The sequence below is a fragment of the Dickeya poaceiphila genome (genome assembly GCF_007858975.2).
GTDB lineage: Bacteria > Pseudomonadota > Gammaproteobacteria > Enterobacterales > Enterobacteriaceae > Dickeya > Dickeya poaceiphila.
Map to the genome: position 1 here is coordinate 3,908,684 of NZ_CP042220.2, position 25,152 is coordinate 3,933,835.

19 protein-coding genes and 6 pseudogenes are annotated in these 25,152 nt (G+C 48.0%); 9 read left to right on the forward strand and 16 right to left on the reverse strand.

Going from position 1 to position 25,152, the window contains the following annotated elements:
• Window positions 1-2 precede the first annotated feature (2 nt).
• Window positions 3-659: a GIN domain-containing protein gene (locus Dpoa569_RS17540; RefSeq protein WP_042868191.1), complete on the forward strand. Its 657-nt coding sequence runs from the start codon at window positions 3-5 to the stop codon at window positions 657-659.
• A gap of 226 nt (window positions 660-885) precedes the next feature.
• On the opposite strand, the gene Dpoa569_RS17545 is transcribed toward Dpoa569_RS17540, so the two are convergent.
• The 4 genes from Dpoa569_RS17545 to Dpoa569_RS17560 form a co-directional block, all read right to left on the reverse strand.
• Window positions 886-2,295, reverse strand: coding sequence for a sigma-54-dependent transcriptional regulator (locus tag Dpoa569_RS17545; protein ID WP_042868189.1), 1,410 nt, complete (start codon window positions 2,293-2,295; stop codon window positions 886-888).
• Window positions 2,296-2,343: 48 nt separating this feature from the next.
• Complete coding sequence (locus Dpoa569_RS17550) at window positions 2,344-4,713, reverse strand: ADOP family duplicated permease (protein WP_322619420.1); 2,370 nt, start codon at window positions 4,711-4,713, stop codon at window positions 2,344-2,346.
• 61 nt (window positions 4,714-4,774) lie between these two features.
• On the reverse strand, window positions 4,775-5,491 hold the full coding sequence (locus Dpoa569_RS17555; protein WP_042868187.1) for an ABC transporter ATP-binding protein: 717 nt from the start codon (window positions 5,489-5,491) through the stop codon (window positions 4,775-4,777).
• Between the two features lie 53 nt (window positions 5,492-5,544).
• The gene (locus Dpoa569_RS17560; RefSeq protein WP_042868186.1) at window positions 5,545-6,795 is read right to left on the reverse strand and encodes an efflux RND transporter periplasmic adaptor subunit; all 1,251 of its coding nucleotides are present in this window, start codon (window positions 6,793-6,795) and stop codon (window positions 5,545-5,547) included.
• Window positions 6,796-7,224: 429 nt separating this feature from the next.
• On the opposite strand from Dpoa569_RS17560, the gene Dpoa569_RS17565 reads away from it, so the two are divergent.
• The gene (locus Dpoa569_RS17565) at window positions 7,225-7,770 is read left to right on the forward strand and encodes a helix-turn-helix domain-containing protein (protein ID WP_042868185.1); all 546 of its coding nucleotides are present in this window, start codon (window positions 7,225-7,227) and stop codon (window positions 7,768-7,770) included.
• A gap of 68 nt (window positions 7,771-7,838) precedes the next feature.
• Here the strand turns inward: Dpoa569_RS17565 and Dpoa569_RS19675 are convergent.
• Window positions 7,839-8,027 (reverse strand): annotated as a pseudogene (locus tag Dpoa569_RS19675) (HipA domain-containing protein); the annotation flags it as partial.
• Between the two features lie 72 nt (window positions 8,028-8,099).
• Window positions 8,100-8,519, reverse strand: a pseudogene (locus Dpoa569_RS17575) (tyrosine-type recombinase/integrase); the annotation flags it as partial.
• 530 nt (window positions 8,520-9,049) lie between these two features.
• Here Dpoa569_RS17575 and Dpoa569_RS17580 point away from each other — a divergent pair.
• Window positions 9,050-9,322 carry a type II toxin-antitoxin system TacA family antitoxin gene (locus Dpoa569_RS17580; protein WP_019843650.1) on the forward strand — a complete coding sequence of 91 codons (273 nt, stop codon included), beginning with the start codon at window positions 9,050-9,052 and terminating at the stop codon, window positions 9,320-9,322.
• Window positions 9,313-9,792, forward strand: coding sequence for a GNAT family N-acetyltransferase (locus tag Dpoa569_RS17585; RefSeq protein ID WP_042868180.1), 480 nt, complete (start codon window positions 9,313-9,315; stop codon window positions 9,790-9,792). Before Dpoa569_RS17580 ends, Dpoa569_RS17585 begins: the two co-directional genes overlap by 10 nt.
• Before the next feature lie 187 nt (window positions 9,793-9,979).
• On the opposite strand, the gene Dpoa569_RS17590 is transcribed toward Dpoa569_RS17585, so the two are convergent.
• From Dpoa569_RS17590 to Dpoa569_RS17630, 9 genes and pseudogenes are all read right to left on the reverse strand, one after another.
• Window positions 9,980-11,182 (reverse strand): IS256 family transposase, encoded by a 1,203-nt coding sequence (locus tag Dpoa569_RS17590; RefSeq protein WP_146410909.1) that lies wholly within the window; start codon window positions 11,180-11,182, stop codon window positions 9,980-9,982.
• Window positions 11,183-11,446: 264 nt separating this feature from the next.
• The gene (locus Dpoa569_RS17595) at window positions 11,447-12,379 is read right to left on the reverse strand and encodes a COG2958 family protein (protein WP_042868178.1); all 933 of its coding nucleotides are present in this window, start codon (window positions 12,377-12,379) and stop codon (window positions 11,447-11,449) included.
• A gap of 231 nt (window positions 12,380-12,610) precedes the next feature.
• Window positions 12,611-12,832 (reverse strand): annotated as a pseudogene (locus tag Dpoa569_RS17600) (integrase); the annotation flags it as partial.
• Window positions 12,833-12,863: 31 nt separating this feature from the next.
• Window positions 12,864-14,014, reverse strand: a protein-coding gene (locus tag Dpoa569_RS17605) for an IS3 family transposase (RefSeq protein ID WP_128569660.1) whose coding sequence is annotated in 2 segments (ribosomal slippage) — window positions 12,864-13,753 and window positions 13,753-14,014 — 1,152 coding nt in all. Because the reading frame shifts where the segments join, the coding sequence is not laid out codon by codon here.
• A 65-nt stretch (window positions 14,015-14,079) separates the two neighbouring features.
• Window positions 14,080-14,935 (reverse strand): annotated as a pseudogene (locus Dpoa569_RS17610) (tyrosine-type recombinase/integrase); the annotation flags it as partial.
• A 359-nt stretch (window positions 14,936-15,294) separates the two neighbouring features.
• A complete protein-coding gene (locus tag Dpoa569_RS17615; protein ID WP_042868171.1) occupies window positions 15,295-17,562 on the reverse strand; it encodes a S8 family serine peptidase in 2,268 nt (755 codons plus the stop codon).
• A 5-nt stretch (window positions 17,563-17,567) separates the two neighbouring features.
• Window positions 17,568-18,674 (reverse strand): AAA family ATPase, encoded by a 1,107-nt coding sequence (locus Dpoa569_RS17620; protein ID WP_042868169.1) that lies wholly within the window; start codon window positions 18,672-18,674, stop codon window positions 17,568-17,570.
• Window positions 18,675-19,284: 610 nt separating this feature from the next.
• Entirely contained in the window at window positions 19,285-19,608 is a 324-nt protein-coding gene (locus tag Dpoa569_RS17625) for a helix-turn-helix domain-containing protein (RefSeq protein WP_042868167.1), read from the reverse strand.
• Window positions 19,592-19,950 (reverse strand): annotated as a pseudogene (locus Dpoa569_RS17630) (type II toxin-antitoxin system RelE/ParE family toxin). The gene Dpoa569_RS17625 and the pseudogene Dpoa569_RS17630 overlap by 17 nt, the downstream one beginning before the upstream one ends.
• Before the next feature lie 1,039 nt (window positions 19,951-20,989).
• Here Dpoa569_RS17630 and Dpoa569_RS17635 point away from each other — a divergent pair.
• From Dpoa569_RS17635 to Dpoa569_RS19685, 5 genes and pseudogenes are all read left to right on the forward strand, one after another.
• Complete coding sequence (locus Dpoa569_RS17635) at window positions 20,990-21,871, forward strand: integrase domain-containing protein (RefSeq protein WP_042868165.1); 882 nt, start codon at window positions 20,990-20,992, stop codon at window positions 21,869-21,871.
• A gap of 2 nt (window positions 21,872-21,873) precedes the next feature.
• Complete coding sequence (locus tag Dpoa569_RS17640; RefSeq protein ID WP_042873725.1) at window positions 21,874-22,074, forward strand: helix-turn-helix transcriptional regulator; 201 nt, start codon at window positions 21,874-21,876, stop codon at window positions 22,072-22,074.
• Window positions 22,071-22,607, forward strand: coding sequence for an ash family protein (locus Dpoa569_RS17645; RefSeq protein ID WP_042868163.1), 537 nt, complete (start codon window positions 22,071-22,073; stop codon window positions 22,605-22,607). Before Dpoa569_RS17640 ends, Dpoa569_RS17645 begins: the two co-directional genes overlap by 4 nt.
• A pseudogene (locus tag Dpoa569_RS19680) lies at window positions 22,600-23,442 on the forward strand (primase-helicase zinc-binding domain-containing protein); the annotation flags it as partial. The gene Dpoa569_RS17645 and the pseudogene Dpoa569_RS19680, both read left to right, overlap by 8 nt.
• A 108-nt stretch (window positions 23,443-23,550) precedes the next feature.
• Window positions 23,551-24,645: a helicase RepA family protein gene (locus Dpoa569_RS19685; protein WP_407643810.1), complete on the forward strand. Its 1,095-nt coding sequence runs from the start codon at window positions 23,551-23,553 to the stop codon at window positions 24,643-24,645.
• Between the two features lie 223 nt (window positions 24,646-24,868).
• Here the strand turns inward: Dpoa569_RS19685 and Dpoa569_RS17655 are convergent, their stop codons facing one another.
• Window positions 24,869-25,135 carry a helix-turn-helix domain-containing protein gene (locus tag Dpoa569_RS17655; RefSeq protein WP_015848023.1) on the reverse strand — a complete coding sequence of 89 codons (267 nt, stop codon included), beginning with the start codon at window positions 25,133-25,135 and terminating at the stop codon, window positions 24,869-24,871.
• Between the last annotated feature and the right edge of the window lie 17 nt (window positions 25,136-25,152).

Consider the following 25,152-nt stretch of genomic DNA (forward strand, 5'->3'; position numbering starts at 1 on the left):
ACATGAAAAAGACTGCTGCAAAACTGACTTTACTGGCGCTGATCTTCTGCTCTTCGTCGCAGGCCGCTGAAAAAACAATCAACGTTGATCGCTTCACATCCGTCACCGCACAACAGGGTATCAACCTGACGGTGAAGTGCGCATCGACACCGTCTATGGTCATTTCAGGATCGAAGGAGACCATGAGTAAGCTGCAGGTGTCTAACAAAGACGGTTCGCTACTTTTAAGTAACGAGGCGGCAGAGAATGATCGCTTCGTTTCTCATACTCTGGATATTACCCTCTACACCAGCAACCCGCTGAATGCATTGTCCGGAAAAGCTGGGGTAAAAATTGACGCAGCGGCATGTGCAGTAAGCCCAGAACAACTCTCGGTCAGCGGCAGTATGGGAACGGAGATTCGTGCGGAAGGCAAAACCGATGAACTGCAGTTGGAACTGGCGATGGGCGGCAGTTTTAACCGCAAATCCACCCCTTTTAGCGCTAAATCTGCGACGGTGCGTATGAGCATGGGAGCTGAAGCGTTCCTATGCAACATCCCCAAAATCACAGGCACCCTGGCCGCGGGCGCACGCCTCTCAGTTAGCCCGTCAGCAGGCGTGGATACCGGGGCAGCAAGCACCTTCGCCAGCGACATCTCGACTTCAGGCTGCGCTTAATTTTTTTGGCCGCTACGGGATATCCCGTATTACCTCACTAACCCGCCACCGCACCGGCGGGTTTTTATCGGCCTCATCAATTCAGACCATTAATACCTTCAGATAAAGAGAAAGAGAAAGAGAAAGAGATTGTCCAGGAAAGGACCACAGCAGGATATCAGCAGTATGCCTCCCAAAGGAGAGAGGCTACATAATCAAATAGCGAATGTCGAAGGTATCGATGAATCTACTCATGGTTTATCTTTAGCTTATCCATTCTGCGGTAGAAAGCGCTGCGGCTCAGCCCCAGGGACTCCGCTGCTTTAATGGCATTGCCTTCGTATTGCTGCAACCGTTTCAAAAGCAACGCTTTCTCCACCTCAGCTAATGTCATCGTGTCTACGCCGTCATCCATCGTCACCGTGCGCACAGGTGTTTCTGAACGCGTCTCGCTCCCCGGCAAACAGAGATCTTCAATTTCGATGCGATCAGCACGACAGAGCAGTATCGCACGCTCAATGAGGTGGCTCATCTCACGAATGTTGCCCGGCCAATGGTAATCATGAAGACCGTTGATAGCCTGTCTGGATAAAACCGGGACCGGTTTGTTGTACTTACGCGCGTAGCGCGCCAGAAAACGTTCGGCAAGGATTTCAATATCTTCTTGCCTGTGACGCAGCGCCGGTAAATGCAGTTGGATAACGTTCAGACGGTATAACAAATCCTGGCGAAAGGAGCCGTTGACCACGGCTTTTTCCAGATCTGCATTGGTCGCTGCAATGATCCTGCAATTGGTTTTTTGCGTTCTCGATGACCCCACGCGCTCAAATTGCCGTTCTTCCAGAACGCGCAGCAATTTAATCTGCTGGGAGAGCGGTAAATTGCCAATCTCATCCAGAAATAACGTTCCTTTGTCAGCCAGTTCGAAACGACCAATACGGTTTTCTCGCGCATCGGTAAAGGCACCTTTAACATGGCCAAACATCTCACTTTCAAACAGATGCTCATTAATACAGCCCATGTTCACTTCTACCATGCTGTTATCTTTGCGCGAAGACAGCTGGTGAATGTGACGTGCCAGGAGGCTTTTCCCCGTTCCGTTTTCACCCAGTATCAGAATGCTGGTGTCAGTCCTGGCGACGGCCTCAACCATACTGAGCAGTTGTTTCATGGGGTGAGAGTGAACGACCCATTCGCTGCCCATTTCATCATTACGGGCAAGCTTGAGAAGTTTATTTTCTTCACGCAAACAGTTACCGGAACGTCTTGCACGGCTAAGCTCAATTTGCTGCTGGATAATGCTCAGAATACGTTCATTATCCCAGGGTTTTTGAATGAAATCCGCCGCCCCCGCCCGCATGGCGTTAACAATGATATCGACGCTTCCCCAACCCGTCATGGCGACAACAGGCAGACAGTCATCAAACTTTTTTAGCTCATCCAGTAGCTGCAAACCTTCTTTGCCTGACGTGGTGTCTTTCTGAAAGTTCATATCCATCAGTACCAGATCAAACGGTTTGCTGGCCAGATGCCGCATCAGCTGGTTAGCCTGGGTTTCGACAGTGACGTCATATCCCCCAATACGCAGCAATAACTCAAGGCTACTCAAAATTCCGGCGTCATCATCAACCACCAGAATTCGTTTTTTTTCATCCATAAAAGACCCAGCATGAGAAGCCACGCCGTAATGGCGTGGCTATATGGTTTATTCGTATCGGATAGCATCCGCAGGCGACATGCGCGTAGCGCGTCGGGACGGGAACCAGACCGCAGCGGCGACAACCAGCGTGATCGTCAGTGCGACTCCAGTAAATAACAATATAAATCCTGTCTTTCCATCCCCAAGAATACGTGTCAGTTTCGGCGCAACAAATAAAGCCAGCGGCAGCCCAATGACCAGCCCTGCCAGTAATTGCTTTCCGCCTTGCAACATCAGCATTCGCAAAAGCACGCTCTCCGTAGCGCCAATAGCCATGCGAACGCCAATTTCCTGAATACGCTGGTTGATAACGTTACGCATCACGGCGTAAATCCCCGTTGCGGCAAGAATCATGGCAATCAAACCAAAGAGCATAAAGAGACTGGCGATGAAGTGAAGACCTGCGGTGTTACGCGCCAGCCGTTGATCCAACGCCTGTATTTGGCTGACGGAGAGACTACTGTCAACCTGGCTAACGGCAGCAATAAGCGCTGGTCCAAGAAATGCAGGATTTTTCGCATGTACAACGACGTTCACCGAAGCAGCCGTCTGCTGCTGCAATGAACGATAGATGGTCGCCCTGTCACGTAACGCGCTGAAAGGCCGGCCATGAATAACATTAGGAACAACCCCAATAACGTTATACCAGCGTTGGTTTTCAGCATTACGCAATCGCAGGCGTTTACCAATAACATTTTTTTCGCCAGGCCAGTATTGCTCGGCGAATGACTGGCTAACCACGACTACCGGCTGAGACTGAGCGTCATCGCTATACGAGAACTCACGCCCCTGCACCGTTTTTATCCCCATACCGGCCAGGCTGTCAGGCATCACCTGAACATCATTGACCAAAGGATAAGCCCATTTATCCCGGCTGTTGTTGGTCGAATTGTCTACGTCAACCTGAACAGGAAGCGTAAACTGCCCTGCCGTACTGGTCGTGATCGCCGTGCGTTCTGCGCCAGGAATCGTATTCAGCGCACTTTGTAGTTTCTGATAAAACAACACCCGGCTTTGTTCATTCGGATATTGCGTGGCATTCAGATTAATTTGCCCGGTCAAATAATCTTGGGTACTTACGCCATAATCTGCACGCGTCGCCTGATAAACCAACACGCCTAACAGCGCGCTGATACACAGAATTGAACAGGACAACCCCACTTCAAACGTCACAAGAATGCGGGATATACGGCCAGCGCTGCGGCTTTGCGCTCCACGAGTCCCATCCCTGAGCACATCATTAAAGTTGCCGTGGGTGATCTTCCAGGCCGGAAGCGCACTCGTTGTCACGGCGGTTAATGCCACCAGAATCAGGGCCAGTATAATCGTGTTGCCATCCAGGTTCAGGTGCCACCAGAAAGGGATCTTGTTAGGCACGAATCCTGGGAGCAGGCTGTTGGTAATTTCAAGCCCCCAGCCAGCAAGCAGGATGGCGATAATGCCAGAGAGTACGCAGATAAACAGACTCTCCCACATCATTTGCATGACTAATCTTGCTGCCGGCGACCCCAGGGCGACGCGGATAGCTATCTCTTTTGCACGCTCTGTGGTTCGTGCAAGCAGAAGGTTGCCCACATTACAGCAGGCGAGGATCAGCACAAACGCAACGGCGATTAACATGACGATGAAAATAGGCATCGTCTCTTCGCCCATGAAGTTCTCCTGAAAAGTGAGGACCTGAGCTGACAGCCCTTTATTGGTTTCCGGGTAGCGAGCCGCCAGATCTTGCATCACCCCTCTCAAATCATTATTAGCCTCATTCGCAGAAATGCCGGGCTTAAGACGGGCATATACCGAAACCTCAGGTGCATCTTTACGCGTTAAAAATTGTGATGCTTTCAGTTGTGAAGGCAGCCAGAGATCGTGGAAGAATGGAAAGGCGAAGTTTTCAGGCATCACGCCGATAATGCGGGTTCTGACGCCGTTAACCATAACGCTTAGCCCTACAATAGAGGCATTCCCGGCGAAATAGTTTTGCCACATGTTATAGCCAATCACGGCAACAGGCTCAGCGCCGGGTTCAGTATCCCCTTGATTGAAGGATCGTCCTTTAATAGGTTGCACACCCGTGTAGGAAAACAGGTCTTCGGTACTGCGTATCGCCATATAAGAAACGGCCTTGTTGCCGTCACTGATGTCCGCGCGTTCCCCCAGGAAGTAGCCAACGTTTTCCAACGTGGTGTTGCGGGCCTTAATATCCTCATAGTCCAGATAATTGAGACCAGAATCGCTCAGGCTGGCACCATTTACGATGGCGTTGAGTAACACCATATTCTTGCCGTTCGCATAGGGTAGCGGCGAAAACATAATCGTGTTGATGACCGACACCATATAAAGCGTCAGAGCAAGGCCGCATGACATAATCAAGACAGTCATCGCTGAGAAACCGGGACTCTTCAGCAAAAGCCTTAACGCATATCGGATATCAAACAGCATCTCAGGCTTCCTTTATCAAAGTTAATTCTCGGTTCAGCAAACCATCCCCGACAATCTGACCATCAGAGAGCACGATGCTCCGCTGCGCCCGCAATGCAGAGCGAGGATCATGCGTCACCATACAGATGGTGGCGCCATCACGATGCAAGCCATCCAATATATCCATCACCGCTTCAGCATTTTGCGAGTCAAGGTTACCTGTAGGTTCATCCGCTAACAGGATAGACGGCGAGCCGACGATAGCACGCGCCACCGCGACACGCTGCTGCTGGCCGCCTGAAAGCTGGGATGGATAGTGGCGTGCGCGATGAGACATATTGACCTTCGCCAGCGCATCATTGACCCGATTTATTCTTTCACTTTTACTGATATCGTTGCGGTAGGTCAGGGGAAGCGCCACATTCTCTTCAATGGTCAAATCGCTGATAAGATTAAATGACTGAAAAATAAAACCAATATCTCGATTACGCACCTGCGCACGCTGCTGCTTGGAAATATTGACAACATTGTGCCCGGCCAACTTGTATATCCCGGATGAAGCAACATCCAGCAGGCCTAAAATTGACAAGAGCGTTGATTTTCCACATCCTGATGGACCAGAGATCGAGACATACTCGCCTTTGGAAATGGTAAAACTGATCTTGCTTAAAGCATGGGTTTCAATTTCATCAGTAAGAAAAATCTTATTAATATCGGTCAGTTCTACCAAAGGTTCCATTGTTCTGGTCTCCATCAAATTACCGTTTATGTTGACGTGTGAGTTTTGCAATTTCATTCCGTTATTTCTATCTTGTCTGCGCCCTGCCATGCGGAACTGTCGCTTAAAATTATTTGATCGCCCGCGCGTAATCCGCTGGTAACCTGAATAAAGTCAGCGGACCCCTGGCCAAAATTCACTTTCATTTTGGTCGCAATCTTATCTTTTTTATCAATTACATAGAGTGTGGAAGGTAAATTGTTTTGCGCATAAGGCGGTCTTTCTACAAACAGCGTCTTTTCTATTTTTGTCACCCCAATCAGACCATCAACGCTCAGGTCTGGGCGGGCTTCCTGAGGCAAAGGCCCGGTGAAGGCAACATCAACTTTTACCGTACCATTGACGACCGCCGGATCAACCCTTGATACCTGCCCTTCGAATTTGCTGCGCCCCGTATTAATAGTAACAGGCTGACCAACCGTTAAATCTCTAGACTGCAGTTCCGGGACTTTTAATTCAGCGTAAAGATCCTTTTCTTTGGCTAAACGCGCGATATTACTGCCAGTGGTGATCCGCTGACCGGCCTGAACCGCAACATCCTGCAAAACCCCATCAATGGGAGACGTCACATTAAGAGATTCCACTTCCTGTTTATATAACGCAACCAGAGAAGCAGATTTATTCAGACGCATTTGGTTTGCTTTAATATCGGCCTCAACACTTTGCTTAAGCGTGGCCAATCGCTTTTCTTCAAATGCAACCTGATGACGATATTGTTCGGTATTAATACGGGTGGTTTCATATTCCAGCATCGGTACTGCCAGAATATATTTTTTCTGAGCTTTTAAGCGGGCTTCTGATGCCAGCAGGCGCGACCCGGCATCCAAAAGAACAGCTTCCTGATTTAACACTTTGTTTTTTAGTTCTGCGTTTTTAGCATCGATTTCAGCGCGTAAAGCATCATACCCCAGTTTATTTTCCTGATATTGTTGTTCAACAGTAGGGTTGCTCATCCTGACTAACAGATCCCCTTTTTTGACCCGCGCCCCTGCCTTATAAATCACTTCCTCAACCCGTGCATCTACACTGGCCGACACCCAGTTGATATCCTGGGGAAGAAGGACGCCATTGCCCCTTACCTCAACAGAAAAATTACCGAATTTCACTTCAGCGACTGAAAGGCTGCTGAGTGAGACTTTATAAGGTGAAAATTTGAAGTTGTAGATCACAGCAAGCGCCACAACCAGCCCCATCATCACAGCAAACGGCTTAGCGTATTTTTTAAAGCGAATTCTGTTTCCTGTTTGTACTAACGAAATATCCATTGTTATTCCCCTTAAGAATGCAGCCAGATCTATGCAGATATTGTGCCAACACACCAATTGAAATAAAAAACAATTAAAATCAATAAATTAACTAAATCACAAATCCAAGATGTTGATCAGCGCAACGTTGTCGATCCCGTTTATGGAATGACGCTGCGTTTCATGCAGCAGCTATCGCGCCAGGCTTTAGTCCTGACAAGGCTTCCCGGCTAAAATCCCATTATTGGGATGATATTCCAACCTTTCAAAATCTCACGTCCCAAAATCGGGAAATCACACATCCCTAATTTGGGATATCGCCAAAAGAATCATAAATTTCAATCTGTTAATTTATTAAAAAACATTGGCACAGCGATTGCTAGTTAAATTACAAGACACAGACCGCGTAATTTCATTATCAAAAAATCACCGATAGCATAAGGAGTGTGTATGTTAGAACGTAAATTAACTGACGTAGAAAAAGAGGAGTTCACTAAAAAAATAATGGATGATCTCGAAGAGAGGCATCTGAAAATATATGGAAAGCAGGCCAAAGCTGAGAAAACGCATTGCATTATGAAAGTGATTCACTACATAATCGAGAATATTTCAGAAGACATTTTGTTAGAAGATCTGGAAGAGATATCAGGAAAGACACGCTTTGATATTTGCCGTATTTTCAATCTTTTTTATGGTACTACACCCATAAAATGGTTGTGGAAAGTGAGACTTGCATTAGCTAAAGAATTTATCGACCTGGCTCCCCACTGGTCCTTAACGGAAATCAGTTGCGCATGTGGATTTTCATCTCTACCACATTTTTCGAGAAGCTTCAGCCTCGCGTATAACCAGACGCCGATGAACTTCAAGAAAGATGCACGCACAAAAATAAACAGTGAAAGAAAAAGAAAAAATAAAGAATTCGACATTATGTTTGGTGTCAATAAAAATGTTTTCTCAAAAAATGTACTCATCAACAATCTGCATTTAATATAATTATAAAAAACTCTGTAAACAATTCTTGATAACTGCCACCCATTAAAGGTGAGTGCTGACGCGCTCACCGAGCTACCGCGAACGGCCATTGCCAGTTTGCACTTCTGCCAAGGGATTTGGTTACTAACAGGACCAACAACCGGCCATGCCGATAAAACATCATAAAGAGGCGTAAGGTGATAGCGACCTTGTGGCCCAATAGCGATACTGAAATTTTTGGCGTGCCCATCTGTAGCCGCTATCAGCCAGAAAATAATTGAAGTCGTCACGAGTGAATACATAACGCTTTGAGCGTTTCAGCCGCGACTGAATTAGGCCGCACGTACCGATAAGCCTGATTCAATAAGCGAGCTACAGGCCATCGTCCTGAAGCCATGCCCACAAACCTCTACCTTGGTGTCATACCCCATCACTCGCAGCGCTTTGTTCACCGTGTTCTCACTCATGGGTTTACGCGGGTCGTGGTCGCCAATAAAGATAAGCTCATGGTCGCCGCTAAATTGCTGGATTTGCTTCAACGTCGCCAGCGCCTGCCGGGAAAGCGGCACCAGGTGCGGAGTACGCATTTTTGAGCCACGGTGAGAGTGTTTTACGCCGTCGATGGGTTCACGCTCTGGTGGAATCGTCCACAGGGCGGTATCAAAATCTATCTCTGACCAGCGTGCAAAGCGCAGTTCGCTGGAGCGGATAAAAATCAATAACGTCAACTCGACCGCCAGACGGGTTAATGGCCTGCCGGTGTAGTTATCGAACGTACTTTGGTATCTGTCAGGGCCATCATGGTTATCCTTCCATAATCCTGCTGTGAGTATATAAGCCATATAGAACCAACATATATACTCGGTTCTATACTCACAAGCAGATTGATGTGGGTAGAATCAGATTGACTTCGGTTGACAGAAAACTCGGGAAAAGCCTTGTGTGGCGCGGATTTCAGGCATAAAAAAAGACGTTGATTGACGTCTATTTATATACTGTTGACGAAGGCCGGACACGCAAAATGATGTAATTAATTGAATAATAAAATTTAATACTCACCGATCTAATTTAGATGCCCCCTTTTATGCCCCCACTTCATTTTTAGCCCATGTTTTCAATGAGCTATATCACGTCATTTTATCAATAAGATTAATTCTTATCCGTTCCGGTTCGATTCCGTGCAACAGATCCTAACCCAACCCCGCGATGACGAAAATGTTGTTCATGAATGGCGTATGGCTATTTTCTGTACCGTTCACTATACTGGATGTATAGCTATTCGCTACACAGAGAGGTCACGATGCGAACAGAGACAAAAGAAATGCCGATTAATATTCGTGCTAAAGCATCACAGCGGGAGCTGATTGATGTCGCTGCTAAATTGCTGTCGAAATCAAGAACAGAGTTTATCCTTGATGCTGCCTGCCGTGAGGCTGAAGATGTGTTGTTGGATCAACGGCTGTTTCTGGTCAATGATGAACAATATGATGCTTTCATTCAGGTGTTGGAATCACCAGTCACAGATAATCCGCGTGTGAATGCATTACTGAACAGGAAATCTCCGTGGGAATAACGGCACCTGAATTATTGCTGCCTCAACATGCAGTTGTGGATTTTCATTGTTCAGAGCCGTCATTGAATGAATGGCTGAAACGCAAGGCGTTAAAAAATCAGACACTGGGCGCTTCACGCACCTTCGTGGTGTGTGAAGCCGGTACACATCGTGTGGTGGGGTTCTATGCCCTCGCGTCGGGTAGCATCCAGCGTCAGGTTGCACCGGGCGCATTCCGGCGCAATATGCCTGACCCCATTCCTGTTCTGGTACTTGGCCGATTAGCCGTTGATGAACGTTATCAACGTATGGGGATCGGTGCCGGGCTTCTGAAAGATGCGGTACTCCGCTCCCGCAATGTAGCGCAGCAGGTAGGCAACAAAGCGTTATTGGTACATGCGTTATCTGATGAGGCAAAAGCGTTCTACCAATACTGGGGTTTTATCCCGTCAGAAATACAGGAACACACCTTATTATTATCGTTATGGTAATAATTTTTTATCAAAATAAAGAGGGTTTATGTAACGCCTTAATCACTGATAAAGAAGAGAGTAACATGCTAAAAATGACAAATAGCCAGGCTGGCAAGCAAACATTTAAGCATGCTGATTTAAAATAAATGGCGTCATTTCCCATCACTATTGAGAGCGTTCAGAATTCTGTGTCACGTTAAAAATTCTACAACGTCATCACGTTATTTAGTCGCCCTTCAAAATAAATGGCCAACTGTGACAATGTCAAATTCCAGCTCTGGATGGGCATTGTCCATTTTTCCTGTGCGTTCATCAGCCCCAGATAAAGCAGCTTCAACAGACTGTTTTCATTCGGGAAAGCACCTTTGGTTTTGGTCAGCTTCCTGAACTGTCTGTGCACCGATTCGATAGCATTTGTGGTGTAAATGACTTTGCGGATATTTGCCGGATAGCGGAAGTACGCTGACAGATTGTCCCACTTGCGTCGCCACGACTGGAGCACCACCGGATACTGCAACCCCCATTTCGCTTCCAGCTCATCCAGTGCCATTTCGGCCGCTTCTTTTGACACTGCACGGTAGACTGGCTTCAGGTCGGTCATGAAGGCTTTATGGTGCTTTGAGGCCACATATTTAATCGAATTGCGTATCTGATGAATGACGCACAACTGCACTTCCGTCTGCGGATAAATGCTGTTTATTGCCTCTGGGAAGCCGGTCAGCCCGTCCACGCAGGCAATCAGAATGTCTTTAACACCGCGATTTTGCAGGTCGCTTAATACCGACAGCCAGAAGTTAGCCCCCTCACTTTCTGACAGATACAGGCCCAGAACTTCCTTTTTACCTTCCAGATTCAGGGCCAGCACGGTGTAAACCGCTTTGCTCTGATAGCGGCCATCTTCCCGAATTTTATAGTGAATAGCGTCCAGCCAGACGAAGGGATAAACCTGCTCCAGCGGGCGCTGTTGCCACTGTTTTAGTTCAGGGATGACTTTATCGGTTACTGCACTGATGGTGGCAGTGGACACGCTGAAGGCATATAAATCTTCGATCTCCCGGCTAATGTCCTGATAGCTCATCCCCAGTGCAAACAGGCGAATGATCTTGTGTTCGATCTCGTCGGATAACGTGGTCTGATGTTTTTTCACCAACTGGGGTTCAAAAGTGCCATTACGATCGCGCGGAGTCGCCAGTTCGAAGCTGCCCGTCGGGGCTTTAATGGTCTTTTTGCCGGAGCCATTTTTACGGTTAGCTTCAACGTCCTGAGCCAGATGAGAGTCCAGTTCCGCAGAGAGGGCAGCTTCCGTTAACTGTTTGATTAAAGGCGTTAAGATACCATCTTTGCCCGTTAATGCCTGACCGGACTGGAGGGCTTTAAGCGCTTTATCGAAATCGAAGGGCTGGGACATATGTCATTCCTTTTTGATTGTATATTACTGGAATGACACAGAATTTCTAACACTCCCCAATACAATTTAGATAAGTTAACCTATCTACATGGATTTATTTATTATAATAAGGTGAGCACCTCTTTGCCCAACTTTATTATATTCACTACTCCATCGATTCGCAGACAAAGTTTTTAAATATCACTAACTCTGAATACCCCGCCGTTCATTAATCCATATTTTTTTAATCCACTCTAATATATTATTAAAAAACATTAGAGCGAATTATCTATTCCAGAGCGCTTTGTGTACTTTTCCTGTCTGGTGATAATCAGAAACCAGATCGATAAACTCTTTAAAATCTTTGTTCTCTACTACCAAGCGGTTGACGGATTGCCAATCAATACTTGTTCGCTCTCGTGCAGGAATCAGAGTTTGGCTATTACCGGGATCTTGCGGATTAAGAAGGATCACACCAATACCATGCAATGCACACAACATCTGCAGTTCTCTTTCTACGCCACGCTGCTTATCTTCATTTATTTCGGTCGCGACGAGATAACCAAAATTGGCCCAGCTTGAATTGCTCACAGCCTGGAAGAAACATTCTCGAACATTGCTACGGTTAAGCTGACGTTTTACTTCAAAAGACCACAGACGGGTTAAACGCCCTTCGCTATACCGTACACAGTTTTGCACGACGCTATCCCAACCTTTATCGAGAGGCTGCAATGCAACAATATCAGGATAAAGCCAATGGTTTGCCCCAAGGCCTTTGTTGTTGCTTGAACGCTTTTCATCGATACGGCGGCAAAGTAATTCTTCTTCTTCAGAAAGGTATTCGATCAAAAGCGGGTAAAGGGAATGCTCAGAAAAGCTTACCGTCTCAGCAGATGGAGTGGGAGCGATATCAAAAGATGACTCTTGCTGCATACCATTATCAATTTCCTTACCCCAGTAAAATAGTCTAGGCCGAGGCTTGTCACGCGTCATAACATGGGGACACATTGCTTTTGCCTGAACGGTTCTGCTCCCACCGACTTCAGCTGCTATTTGACTCAAGAAATCTTCATCGCTGGCAAAACGAGGGTTTTGACGCTTGTCGGCAAGTTCTGCACCATAGTGATCAATGATCTTTTGGGCAAGCTGGCGAGCTGTGAATTGTTCATCAGGATTAGCCTGAAGAACATTAATAATCATCTGCGGGCGACTAGTCATGGCTCCTGCCTTTGATGTAACAGTAAGAACGCTTCTATCTAAATGAATGGCTAAATCTCAGATGCTGCTTTTCTGATGGGACAGTGTAAAACTACCTATCACTTGAACCAAGCTTACAATATGAGTTTTTGGCATTAAACAACAGATTTCATTACCAAAACGGACACTCCATCAGAAGCCATGTTATAGAAAAAACAAGGTATGTCAGACACATACCTTAAATACACCTAATCATCCCGTGCTTAATTTAGCAAAATCAAACGGACTCACTGCCTTCTCACGATTCGCATCAAGAAAATCAGCCCACCACTGCAGCATCAGTCTGCGCTCATCCAGATGCTCGGCCTTATGAATATAAGCCGCACGCACAGAGTTACGCTCCATATGGCTCATCTGGCGTTCTACTGCGTCACGCGACCATAAGCCCGACTCGATCAGCGAGCTACAGGCCATCTGATCCTACCCACGTAATGTGGACACAGCCCTAAGCGAGGTTTTCGTTTTCAAACTGTTCCGGGCTGAGACCGCCACAGGCACTATGACGACGCCAGCGATTGTAATCACACTCGATATAATTAAATACTGTCGTCCGCATAATTTCACGGTCGGTAAAACGCTCTCCGTGGATACATTCCACTTTCAGTGAATGAAAGAAGCTTTCCGCGCACGCATTATCGTAGCAACAACCTTTTGCGCTCATGCTGCCGTGCAGGCTGTGCCGCTTCAGCAATGCCTGATAATCCGCTGAACAGTACTGCCCGCCGCGATCCGTGTGAACGATAACGTTTTTCGGGCGTTTACGCCGCCAGAGTGCCATCTGTAACGCATCGCAGGCCAGTTTCGCCGTCATTCGTGAGGACATCGACCAGCCAATAACAGCACGAGACCACAGGTCCATCACCACTGCCAGATACAGCCAGCCCTCATCCGTGCGAAGATACGTGATATCGCCTGCCCACTTCTGGTTCGGGCCGCTGGCGATGAAGTCCTGCTTCAGCAGGTTTTCCGATACCGGCAGACCGTGTTCACGGTAGCTGACCGGGCTGAATTTGCGGCTGGCTTCTGCCCGTAATCCCTGACGGCGCAGGCTGGCGGCGATAGTTTTGATGTTGTACTCCGGCAACTCATCAGCAAGGCGCGGCGTACCATAACGCTGCTTTGCCTCAGTGAATGCCTGACTGACAGCAGTATCACAGATGAGCCGGAACTGCTGGCGTGGGCCGGGTTGATGGCGACGTTTGAGCCAGGCATACCAGCCGCTTCGGGCAACCCGAAGCACCCGGCACATGGCTTTGACGCTGAACTCAGCCTGATGCTTTTCGATGAAGACAACCTTCATTTCAGGCGCTTCGCGAAGTATGTCGCGGCCTTTTGGAGAATGGCCAGTTCTTCAGCCTGCTCCGCCAGTTGCCGCTTAAGCCGGGCATTTTCAGCCGCCAGTTCATTTTCGCGTTCTGAGGAGGTCATCTGTTGCTGTTGTTTACTGCGCCAGTTGTAGAGCTGGGATTCATACAGGCTGAGTTCACGGGCGGCGGCGGCAACACCGATGCGTTCAGCGAGTTTCAGGGCTTCATCGCGGAATTCGGGTGTGTACTGTTTACGGGCCGTTTTGCTGTTTGATGCTGGTTTTGTCATGAGTAATCACCTCTGGTTGAGAGTTTACTCACTTAGTCGCGTGTCCACTAATGGTGGGTAGGATCAATCGTCCTGAAGCCATGCCCACAAACCTCTACCTTGGTGTCATACCCCATCACCCGCAGCGCTTTGTTCACCGTGTTCTCACTCATCGGTTTACGCGGGTCGTGGTCGCCAATAAAGATAAGCTCATGGTCGCCGCTAAATTGCTGGATTGCTGGATTTGCTTCAACGTCGCCAGTGCCTGTCGGGAAAGCGGCACCAGGTGCGGAGTACGCATTTTTGAGCCACGGTGAGAGTGTTTTACGCCGTCGATAGGTTCACGTTCCGGGGGAATCATCCATATGGCGGTATCAAAATCTATCTCTGACCAGCGTGCAAAGCGCAGTTCGCTGGAGCGGATAAAAATCAATAACGTCAACTCGACCGCCAGACGGGTTAATGGCCTGCCGGTGTAGTTATCGATACGTCGGAGCAGTTCGGGCGTGCGCTTAAGATCCAGTACCGGGCGATGCTGCCGATTGCCTATTGCCGGGAAAAGGTTATCTTCCAGGCTTTTCAGCACACGATGGCTGTGCTCCTGCGACCATTTTTTATTGGTGGCGTGCCATTCTATTGCCACCTCTTTAAAGGTTAACGCTTCGCTTTGTTCAACCTTATCAGATTTCTTTTTGTCGCCGGGGTCGGTGCCGTTTGCCAATAACTTCCGCGCTTCATCACGACGTGCTCTGGCATCAGCCAGAGAGACATCAGGATAAACCCCCAGTGCCAGCATCTTCTGTTTGCCGCCAAAACGGTACTGTAAGCGCCAATACTTTGAGCCATTGGGATGACCAGCAGATGCATACCATTGCCGTCGGTCAGCTTGTATTGCTTATCCGAAGGCTTAGTTGTTCTGACTGTGATATCAGTGAGCGCCATACTTATCTCCTCCCCGTTGGTATAAGCATTATCGAACCGAAAATACCATCATCCGTACCAACAACTGTTGGTAGATGTACATGGATGTCGGTTGACCCTGAGAGAATGAATATAGCGGGAAAGGTGGGTAAATACTGGATTTCAGGCATAAAAAAAGACGTCGGTTGACGTCTATTTATATACTGTTGGTGCGAAGGCCGGACTCGGGATGGAATTTAAATAGTTGATTATTAATGATTTTAAATCAATGAATAGCTCTAACGACCACCATACTGACCACCACTAGAAGTTAACAATACGTGCTAGAATCTCAGAACGAAGAGATCCCAGCACAGAGTTGAAAATTAATTCCTTCCACTTCAAAGATTAATATCTATACCTTGATTGATAACTGCACTTTCAACAAAAGCTCCTAGCTTTTGAGTCATCGAGTCATAAATAGAAGAGTTGCTATCACTACTTTTAAATGTAAGTACAAATGCAACTTCCTGACCTTCCAATTCTTGATGAGACTCCATACCATACTGATATAAATCTCTCGCAAATATTCTTGAATATAATCTTAGAGAGGTATTTTCTATACTCACTCTCTTAAAATCCCTAGAATGATGGCGTATAGGACTCCATTTAGATAATTCAGTTCTAGATACATGTTCTTTTTCTTTCGATTCCCTCATTGTTCCCAAAAGATTACTTACTTTCAAACCTGTTTCAGTGAGTTTAAGATATTGCAAAGCACATTCTAACCGAGTTGAAAAATAATTCTCACCAGCAGTATCTGATACCTTAGGCTTAAGAACCGCGGTTAATGATATTGAGCCACATAGTTTTCCATCAAGAAGCATCTCAGGCGGTAGCGGGATATCATTCCAGTAAAATGCAAATCCAGGCTTCAGTTTTGATATCCAAGTTAATGTCACAGTACCTTTCTTACATAACCAAGGCATTGTCTCTTCTTCCCACGGAGTGCCCCAACCCAAAGAATGATCATGATAAACTTGGCCGGTTCTATTAATTAACAGAGCACGAACAAGATCAGGAGTCGGTTTCTTTAAATTAGCAAAGGTATGTGCAGCTATTGCAGAAATTAATGGAGCGCTGTAACTGGTTCCGGTTTCAATCGTTCCCCCAAGAACCCGTAGTTTAGAAAACCATGACAGCTCTGGTTTTTTCATTCCTGCTGGAGCAGGCCCTTTTAAGCTATAAGGACATGAAGTATAAGGTTTTCCTTCACTATCGGCAATTCTTCCACTAACAGTTACCGCTGCTTCACAATCTGCCGGAGGACATAGTATTTTACTTGGATTATTTTCGCTAACATTTCCAATAGAGATTACGGGAAGAATATCAAACTCTCTTGCAATTTCATTTATTTTATGTCCCAGATAACTAATCTCACTTTCATTTAACGAGGGGGCCCCTTCATTAAATGAAAGATTCCATACTTTAGATTTACCAGAACTTTCCTGAGCAACCTTTCTCAGATACATAATAAACTGATCTGATGTAGGCTGTTTTAAAACACTTCTTTTGGCAATAGCTTGTGCGCTAATGAAATTGCATTCAAGATGCGGCAGAGACAAATTATTATTCCATGCGTAACCATGGCATATTACTGAAACTATTTGATTACCGTGTTTTTTATCTGCATCAACATCTGATATAAGAGGTGATAATCTTAATATATTCAAAGGTTCGTAAGATTTTGCCGAACACCCACCATCAATGACAACTACAGTTGGAAGATCTGAAGATTTATTAATCGGAGGAGTAGGCTCTGGACCAACGCCTGGAGGAATCTCATTAGCACTGACTTGTGAGACTGGTTCTATTCTATATACTGCACTACAGCTCAGAAGGCTTTCCAGATTATTTTTTTCTTTTACAAGAACAGTTAAAGAGGCATTTCCAGTACTTTTATATTTTCTGATTGCATTAACAAATATTTCTGGAACTAAAACACCTTTATCACCCACACGAACTTTGTCATTGTCATGATCATTATCACTAACATCAAATTCTGGATAACCAGCATGAATAGCACCATCATTATATAAATTCAATATTTTATTTACTACTGAATCTTTGGATTTCTCTTTAAAAAAAGGCATCAACCAAATATTAAACGGATGCAGTTTATTTTCTTTTGACTTGTTCCAAATATCATTTAAATCTCTATTTCTGAGTAGATCTTTCTCACTAAAAATATTTATACCCTTTACTCTAGAAACATCAACCATTTGATTAATAGTATTAGAAATTGAAACTCGTTCTATAAGCTTAGATATAGATCTCATATCTAACTCAATTAAATAACCATCATTAGTTGGGGCTATAATTCTAGCGCCAGCTTCAGGAATAAATAAGTCATCGGGTGTATATGATGGAGCGAACGAGTCATCAAACATTCGAGCTATAACATGTATATGATCGGCATGGCTGACAACTCTATCAATATTTTCACTAACTAACCTCAAATCCTCAACAAGTTTTTTCTTTTGCTCTTGAAGTCTGGATTGCACTATGTTAGCTCTGCTTTTCCCTCCTCCTTTTATGGCTGATGGTGTAGGGGATTTGAGTAGTGCGACTATTGGATTTAATAAAGGTGAGTTTATATTTTCAGCCATGCCTATCACTCCTTAAGATAAACGGATACTGTTTGCCTACTTACATTTAATACTCTTCCGATTTCAGCCTGGCTAAATTTATATTGATCATGTAATTTTTTCGAAATTTCTTTTTTTATATTTATATTTAACTCTTCATTTGAAACAACCACTGGATTATCAGCTTTACTATTAATTATAGAATGAACCACAGACGCAACATTTAACTCTTTTCCTGATAAAATACTTTGTCTTCTAGATGAAATACTAATATTTTCAATATCTGCACCAGTCAGCCCATTAGAGATGACGGCTAATATCTTCCTAGTATTTTTATCTCCTTTATCTTGAAAGAGGAAATGATCCCATAGTGCATCTCTAACATCGAGACCAGGAAGCTCAAAATTAATTTTGAATGGAAATCGTCTCCATATAGCAGGATCTAAAAGGTTTGCATGATTAGTTGCAGCTATAACAATAGCCTTATCGTCTAATGAGTCTAAGCCTTGAATTAGAGTATTTACGACTCGTTTTAATTCACCAATTTCTTGACTATCATCTCGCAATTTAGCTACAGCGTCCACTTCATCTAAGAATAAAACAGCATCCTTAGATGGAACATACTCAAATATCTGTCTAATATTTTTAGCAGTATCACCTAATAATGATGATATTACAGAGTCTAATCTAACAACATATAAAGTTTTATTTAGTTGTGCCGCGATATGCCCAGCAACAAGAGTTTTCCCTGTCCCCGGAGCACCCGACAAGAGCAAATTTAGCCTACTTGATATTCCATTTTCGATCAATTTATCTTGATGGCTAACGCTATCAATGAATGCACTGAAAACCTCCTGTTCTTTCTGATCCAGAAAGAGCGGAGATACCGGCCACTGTTGCTCTTCGATGAGAGGAGAGCGAGATTTCGGATCTACAGGAAGGCTCTCGAAGTACCCTGAACTTCGTAATGGAACTCCCTTGCGGCGCAGAATTGATTTAATTTTTTTGGCTGCTTCAAGATCTTGAGCACTGATAGCTTTAGCAATTCGATTGCTTACACTTCTGACCTCACTGTAGTTTGCATCAAGAGATGCTTCAATAAGTGCAGTAATGTCATTGTAATTCACATTCATAGATGATCCTATGTACTCGATAGCAAAAGCCAACAATGTCAGCAAAAATACCGATAATGTCAGTCAAAAATGACAAAATGTCAAATTGAATTCAAAATCAGTAAACCTACTTATACTTGAGAGCCCAAGTGTAAAACCTGCTCAAAAATAAAATAAATACAATAAAAACAATTAATTATATTAAAACTCCAAAAAAAAACTAAACATAATGCGCATCAAAAGCCTGCTACTGATGGCAATTCAGGATTAGATGATATGGGTGATCAATGAGAAATGCTTAGGATAGTAACATTGCCAAAATCATAGGGAACGGAGCGTGGTCTGAGACTAAATAGTTGTGCCTAATACCGCTACACCTACCGTTTACTAACACGTGGCATGTTGCGTAAAGGCACCATATACTAGACCTGACACACGGCCAGATAGATAAAATATCTCCAACGCCTTAATCTGCAAGGCATAGCAGAAAATGGAGCACTATTCCGCGCAGCTATTTAGTAGCTCCGCCCCCCCCCCCCGTAAGAAACTCTATACACAAGTAAACTCTTTGATGCCATTGAGAATTGATGGGTGTCGAATATGTGATCCCATATCCCAATACGTTTAAACATCAAACCAACACCTTCAACCCATGCTTCTGCACTACCGTAAGCAGTTTCAGCGATAACCCGCTGGGGCGTTTTGCGCCACTTTCCCATTTCTGCACCGTCGAAACACTGGTGTTCAGGTAACGGGCGAAAACCGGCTGACTGACGTTTAGCTTCTCACGCAGCGCTTTAATTTCCAGAGGCTGAAAAGACTCGACACTATTAAGGCACGCGTTGTCAAAATTGCGCATGGTTTCTTGTGGGATGGCATCAACGCTGAATAAGCCAGACGCGGCGCTGTGAATCGCCTCAAATGCCGGGCTTTTGAATTTACTTTTTGCAGTCATGGCAAATCTCCACCAGTTCTTTACGCTTAATCAGTGCCGTAATCTTTTCATCGGCAAGGTTGGCATAGTGCTTCGCCAGTTCGCGGAACCCAGCCAGTTCACGATCATCAATGTTCGCCATATCCTGCTTGGCATACAGGAACGTGTAAACCAATTTACCCCACCTTTCGCCAGTATGATGGCGCGATCGCGGTTTTGGTTAAGGCGTTTCTTGTAAACGCCGCCGCCGAGATCATCAGCTTTCCCCTGAGCCACCGCCTCAATGGCCTGACATAACTCGCTATCCTTGATAGAGTGGGATTTAGCCGCCTTAGTAAACCATTTGGTTTTTAATACACGCATCAGGCCAGCATTCCATCCCTTAACTATAGCACTTGGTGCTAGATTATTCCCTTTTGATGAATATTCAAACTACTTGAAGTCTGCAAAATTCTGTCGTAATTTTATCCACGCAACACCGCTGTCGATGACAGCCACCAATGTTTCCAGTATCAGGATGATACGAGTGACCCGTGAGAAACGCCTTCGGGTGGTCACAACGCCAAAGTCATAGGGAATGGAGCGTGGTCTGAGACTGACGCCTTCGGGCGACCACACCGGTACTGTTACTCTTCCATCGCCTGCAAGGAAGAGAGCGTGATGAAGAAGCGCGGTAAATCTGCCAGCCTTTGGGAGCAGATGTCGTCAGGTAGTTTGAGCGCCGTTACGAGCGTGACGATGAAGGTCAGTTAAACTAAACCATAGCCCATTGGGCCCTAAGTTTTACCCATAACCCGGTTTGCCGGGCGGCGTAAAATGCTTCACTTATACTATACCCAGCCAGAGCGCGGTTTTCCCGTACCGTCGGACACTGGCTTGTAGCTGCAACGTTTATCGTTGTAGTGATTTCACATACTAAGCGACTTAACTGGCGCTTACCCTTGTAAGTTCACGTTAGCGTGCAACTTCGATTTTACTCGTCCCAACGATTGCCGTCTGTACGTGTGAACGTGCGGGTTGTACCGCATGATGCCGTAATGCATCAGGGCTGTATCCGCCTGTCACGCTTTCACCCGGCGTCACTTTTACCGCGTAAGCAGGTGAAAGTGACGCCGCGCACTGACGTCTTTCTCGACTTTACTCATGGCCGTTTGCGCTGCGTGTCAACATTCTGACACCACCGTTTTCGCGCCTCATTGTGTTTAAAAGCATTCTGGATCGATATCGAGGCAGGCGATTTGCCTGGGGGTATGACTGTGTGAACAGCGGTTGCACTGTGTGCATCACCGAACCCCCGATACCTCAACAAAGCCCAAGCCCTCCGGCGCACAGGTATCGTTCAGGCAGAGCATTGACTCTGCATAGCAGCCATGCGCCGAAGGGCTGAAGTCGAGATAAGAGCATGACAAAACTCAGTCGTGAAATGAAAACATGGGCGAAACAGGCGGGTGGCAGCCATAAAACGGTTCATGATCGCCTCCGTATTGTTGAGCGTTTGTGCCGTCATCTGCTGACACTCAACATTCAGGTGCGCAGCGTACAGCACGTTAAAGCCCGGCATATCGAAAGCTATGTGGCGGCCCGCCGCTCTCAGGGCATGGCTTTGCGCACGTTGCATAACGAGATGTCCGCCTTGCGCAGCGTGCTGCGTCTGGCAGGCCGGGGAAAACTGGTGGATGATCCCCGCCTGAGCAATCAGGCGCTGGGGCTGGGTGGTGCCAGCCGGGCAGGCACTAAATATGCCATCCCGGATGCGCTCTATCAGTCTGTGCTGGAGTCCGCCCGTCGGGAAGATGCCGGTCTGGCCTGTGCGCTCCAGCTTGCCCGGTTGCTGGGGTTGCGTTCGCAGGAAGCGGTGCAGTGTTGCGCCTCGCTCAAGCGCTGGGAGCAGCAACTGACCCGGCAGGTTGACCGGCTCACCGTCGTGTTTGGCACCAAAGGCGGGCGACCGCGTGAAACCCGTGTGCTGGACAGCGCAGCGGTGCTTGCTGCTGTGCGTGAGGCACTTGTCATCGCCGACAACCGCAACGGCAAACTCATCGATAAACCGGATTTGAAAACCGCCATGAATTTCTGGCGTGCCCGGACTACCCGCCTCGGCCTGACCGGCCCGCACTCCCCCCACAGCCTGCGCTATGCATGGGCGCAGGATGCCATGCGTTTCTACCTTGCCGACGGGTTTAGCCGTCAGGAGGCACGGGCGCTGGTGTCGATGGATTTGGGTCATGGCGATGGCCGTGGCCGTTATGTTGAACGTGTCTACACCCGTCAGGAGGAGGCGTAATGATGTCCAATCTCACTCTGTTGCGTTTGCCCGATGTGATGAAAAAAACCAGCCTCAAAAAATCCTGGATCTATTACCTGATCGATCGTGACGAGTTTCCCCAGCCGGTGAAGCTGGGCGCACGTTCTGTCGCCTGGGTGGAGAGTGAAATCAACGACTGGATTGCCGAGCGTATCCGTCAGCGGGCGGAGGGGCGCAAATGAGTCATTCAGCTTTTCTTCTGGCGGGCAAATTGGGCTATACTGCGCGGGCTACGGCAAAATCCGTAGCCGGAATTGGCGTTCCGAACAATAGTCTGGTGCCTGAATACGCACATTGTGCGTATTTTTTTGCAGGCAAGCGTCGAGCTGTACCTTCAATGGTGGCTCGTGCGGGGCTTCCGCAAGGAAGGCCGGTAGCCAGACTGTCCGGTAACGCCAACCTCGCACGGGCTACCACCCGCGAGATTGGCGTCTCTGGTGGTAGCTATCACAATTGCTACAGTCTGGAGGCTGCCTTATGGCTACGACCCTTAGCTATTCCTGCCTGCAATCTTTCACCTCTCCTGCGGAGGTGCGCTATGTATAACCCCACACCGCTGTTACTGGAAGAGATCGCCGATCACTGCCGGGTGCTGGCCTACGCCATCATTGAGCTGGAAAACCCCGTTGCCAAAGAGCTGCTGATGTTCATCTTATGGGAGCGGCTTAACCTGCTGAATGACACGCTGGATGCGGAGGGGCCGGACAATGAGTAAGTTTGTCTCGGAAAGTGTTGCACAATCCCGCCACCGCTGGCCGTCGATTCTGGCGGCATTAGATATCTACTTTCCTGCCGGGGGCCAGCACGGCCCTTGCCCTGTCTGTGGTGGAAAAGATCGCTTCCGCTTTGATGACAAGCGTGGGCGTGGCACCTGGTTCTGCAATCATTGCGGCCACGGTGATGGTCTGGATCTGGTCGCCCGTGTCAGGCGGTGTGATATCGCGGAAGCGGCCAGAGTGGTGACGGCACTAGCGTCATCAGCCAGTGAAACACCGCCCGCCAGAGAAAAGGCGGTTGATCCCCGCCCGCTGGCAGAGCGCATCAAGGCGCTGATGACAGCCACGAGCACCGGGGAAAGCCCGTATCTGAAAGCCAGAGAGCTGATGACACCGGCTATGCTGCTGACGGCCGCACAGGCGATGACCATCGGGCGTGTCCGGTTTGGCGAAGGATCGCTACTGCTGCCGATGTTCCGCACCTCCGGTGAACTGGCAGGGGCGCAACTGATCACGCCCGGTGGTGAAAAGCGGTTGTATCCCGGCACGCAGTTGAAAGGGGCGTTTATTCCGGTCAACCACGGCCCGGAGCCGTCGAAGCTGATTATCACCGAAGGGTATGCCACGGCGCTCACCCTGCAACAGTGCTCGTCATGCCATGTGGTGGCGGCGGTATCGGCCAATAACCTGCTGAACGTCGCGCAGGCATTCAGGGCGCGTTATCCCCATTGCTGTCTGATTCTGGCCGGGGATAACGATATTCACCCGGATGGCGCGGCCAACACCGGCAAGCTGATGGCAGAGAAAGCGGCGCTGGCCGTTGACGGCTGGGTATCCCTGCCGCCGACCGATACCGCCTGTGACTGGGATGATTTTCGCCAGCGGCACGGCATGGATGCCACCAAAGCCGCATTCCGGCGTCAGCTTACCCGGCCTGCCGTTATCAGTCCGGCCCCGTTGCCTGACGCCGGGCAATCTCCCGTTTCGGTCTTTTCCTCCGCCCTGCCACTGCGTAAAGGCTCGGAAGGGTTTGATACCCGACAGGATTACCTGATCAAGGGCTACCTGCCGAGCGGCGCGGTTGCCAGTGCTTACGGTGCCAGCGGGTCGTATAAATCCTTTCTGGCTGTTTCCTGGGCGTGCCATATTGCCACCGGAAAGCCGTGGGCCAACCGACCAGTCACACAGGGTGCGGTGATTTATGTGGTGGGCGAAGGCGGGATCGGCGTACCGCGCCGCATTCGGGCGTGGGAAGAAACGCTGAACGACCGTAGCCCGATTGATGCGCTCTACCGCGTTGACTGCCCGGTATTCCCGGCCAGTCCCGACAGCGTGGAGCAGGTGATCAAGGCCGCCCATGACGTGCAGGCCGCCACCGGGATGGCGGTACGGCTGATCATTCTGGATACACTGGCCCGCTGCTTTGGCGGTTCGGATGAAAACGCCGCTAAAGACATGGGGGCGTTTATTCAGGGTTGCGACTACATCAAGGCGGCCACGCAGGCCACGGTACTGATTATTCATCACTCCGGCAAAGATCAGGACAAAGGCGCTCGCGGCTCTAGTGCCTTCCGGGCTGCGCTAGATGTGGAGTTTAATGTGCGCCGCGAGGCCGATGGGCAGGCGCTGATCCTGACCTGCACCAAAATGAAGGACGCCGAAGAGCCGCCACGCCGGGCCTACGACCTGACGGCGGTAAATCTGTACGTGGACGATGACGGCGAGCCGATTACGTCGCTGGTTCTGCGGGATGAAGGCCGGGAGGTCCGCGATGACCCGACCGACGCTGACCCGGCGCTCAGTGGGATCACCCGGCTGACGGATAACCATGTAGCGCTGTGGGAAGCGATCCGCTCGCGCACGGCCAGTGGCGACGGCTGCACCCGCGCACTGGTGCGTGACGACATGCGGGCGATGGGGTTTGATGTCTCCAAAAAGTTTACCCGCTGGCTGGATAAACTCGTCAAGGATGACCTGATCGCGCTGGATGGTGAAAACATCGTGCCATTATCAAAACGCGGTAACGTGGGGGAATAAACGGGGGAAATGTGGGGGGCACCGGGTATCAGGCTATGGTATCCGGCGGCTTCCCCCACTTCCCGGATGCCTATATACCCTAAGTGGGGGAGAATAATTAACTTACTGTATATCAATGATTTGTTGTTTTCCCTCTGTCATCCGGCGGGGGAAGCGTATTACACGGTAAAGTGGGGGCAAGGTGGGGGCGTCAGCACAGAAAACCGCTTTACCAGCATGAACGCTATTTACCCCTTTCCTGCCTGATACGGCGTTTTCTGTCAATCAATGTACCTGCTTCATCAAAATAGCGGCTGGGCCAGATTTCAGCGGGATGTTTGTCCAGCGCGGTGGCAACCAGCCATTCCCCCTTCGGCCAGGGACGTACCAGCACATTCGCCAGTGTGGAAGAACTGAGTCCCGCAGAACGGGATAGCGCGGCCAGCGTGGTGCCTTTCTTGCGCAAGCCGGCGATGATATCCGCCTGATGCCAGTCGTTATACGTTGTCATACCTTCTTCCTTATTTA

Coding starts and splice junctions, on each gene's coding strand:
- Dpoa569_RS17540 (WP_042868191.1), top strand. CDS start 3: ATGAAAAAGACTGCTGCAAAACTGACTTTACTGGCGCTGATCTTCTGC.
- Dpoa569_RS17545 (WP_042868189.1), bottom strand. CDS start 2,295: ATGGATGAAAAAAAACGAATTCTGGTGGTTGATGATGACGCCGGAATT.
- Dpoa569_RS17550 (WP_322619420.1), bottom strand. CDS start 4,713: ATGACTGTCTTGATTATGTCATGCGGCCTTGCTCTGACGCTTTATATG.
- Dpoa569_RS17555 (WP_042868187.1), bottom strand. CDS start 5,491: ATGGAACCTTTGGTAGAACTGACCGATATTAATAAGATTTTTCTTACT.
- Dpoa569_RS17560 (WP_042868186.1), bottom strand. CDS start 6,795: ATGGATATTTCGTTAGTACAAACAGGAAACAGAATTCGCTTTAAAAAA.
- Dpoa569_RS17565 (WP_042868185.1), top strand. CDS start 7,225: ATGTTAGAACGTAAATTAACTGACGTAGAAAAAGAGGAGTTCACTAAA.
- Dpoa569_RS17580 (WP_019843650.1), top strand. CDS start 9,050: ATGCGAACAGAGACAAAAGAAATGCCGATTAATATTCGTGCTAAAGCA.
- Dpoa569_RS17590 (WP_146410909.1), bottom strand. CDS start 11,182: ATGTCCCAGCCCTTCGATTTCGATAAAGCGCTTAAAGCCCTCCAGTCC.
- Dpoa569_RS17595 (WP_042868178.1), bottom strand. CDS start 12,379: ATGACTAGTCGCCCGCAGATGATTATTAATGTTCTTCAGGCTAATCCT.
- Dpoa569_RS17615 (WP_042868171.1), bottom strand. CDS start 17,562: ATGGCTGAAAATATAAACTCACCTTTATTAAATCCAATAGTCGCACTA.
- Dpoa569_RS17620 (WP_042868169.1), bottom strand. CDS start 18,674: ATGAATGTGAATTACAATGACATTACTGCACTTATTGAAGCATCTCTT.
- Dpoa569_RS17625 (WP_042868167.1), bottom strand. CDS start 19,608: ATGACTGCAAAAAGTAAATTCAAAAGCCCGGCATTTGAGGCGATTCAC.
- Dpoa569_RS17635 (WP_042868165.1), top strand. CDS start 20,990: ATGACAAAACTCAGTCGTGAAATGAAAACATGGGCGAAACAGGCGGGT.
- Dpoa569_RS17640 (WP_042873725.1), top strand. CDS start 21,874: ATGTCCAATCTCACTCTGTTGCGTTTGCCCGATGTGATGAAAAAAACC.
- Dpoa569_RS17645 (WP_042868163.1), top strand. CDS start 22,071: ATGAGTCATTCAGCTTTTCTTCTGGCGGGCAAATTGGGCTATACTGCG.
- Dpoa569_RS17655 (WP_015848023.1), bottom strand. CDS start 25,135: ATGACAACGTATAACGACTGGCATCAGGCGGATATCATCGCCGGCTTG.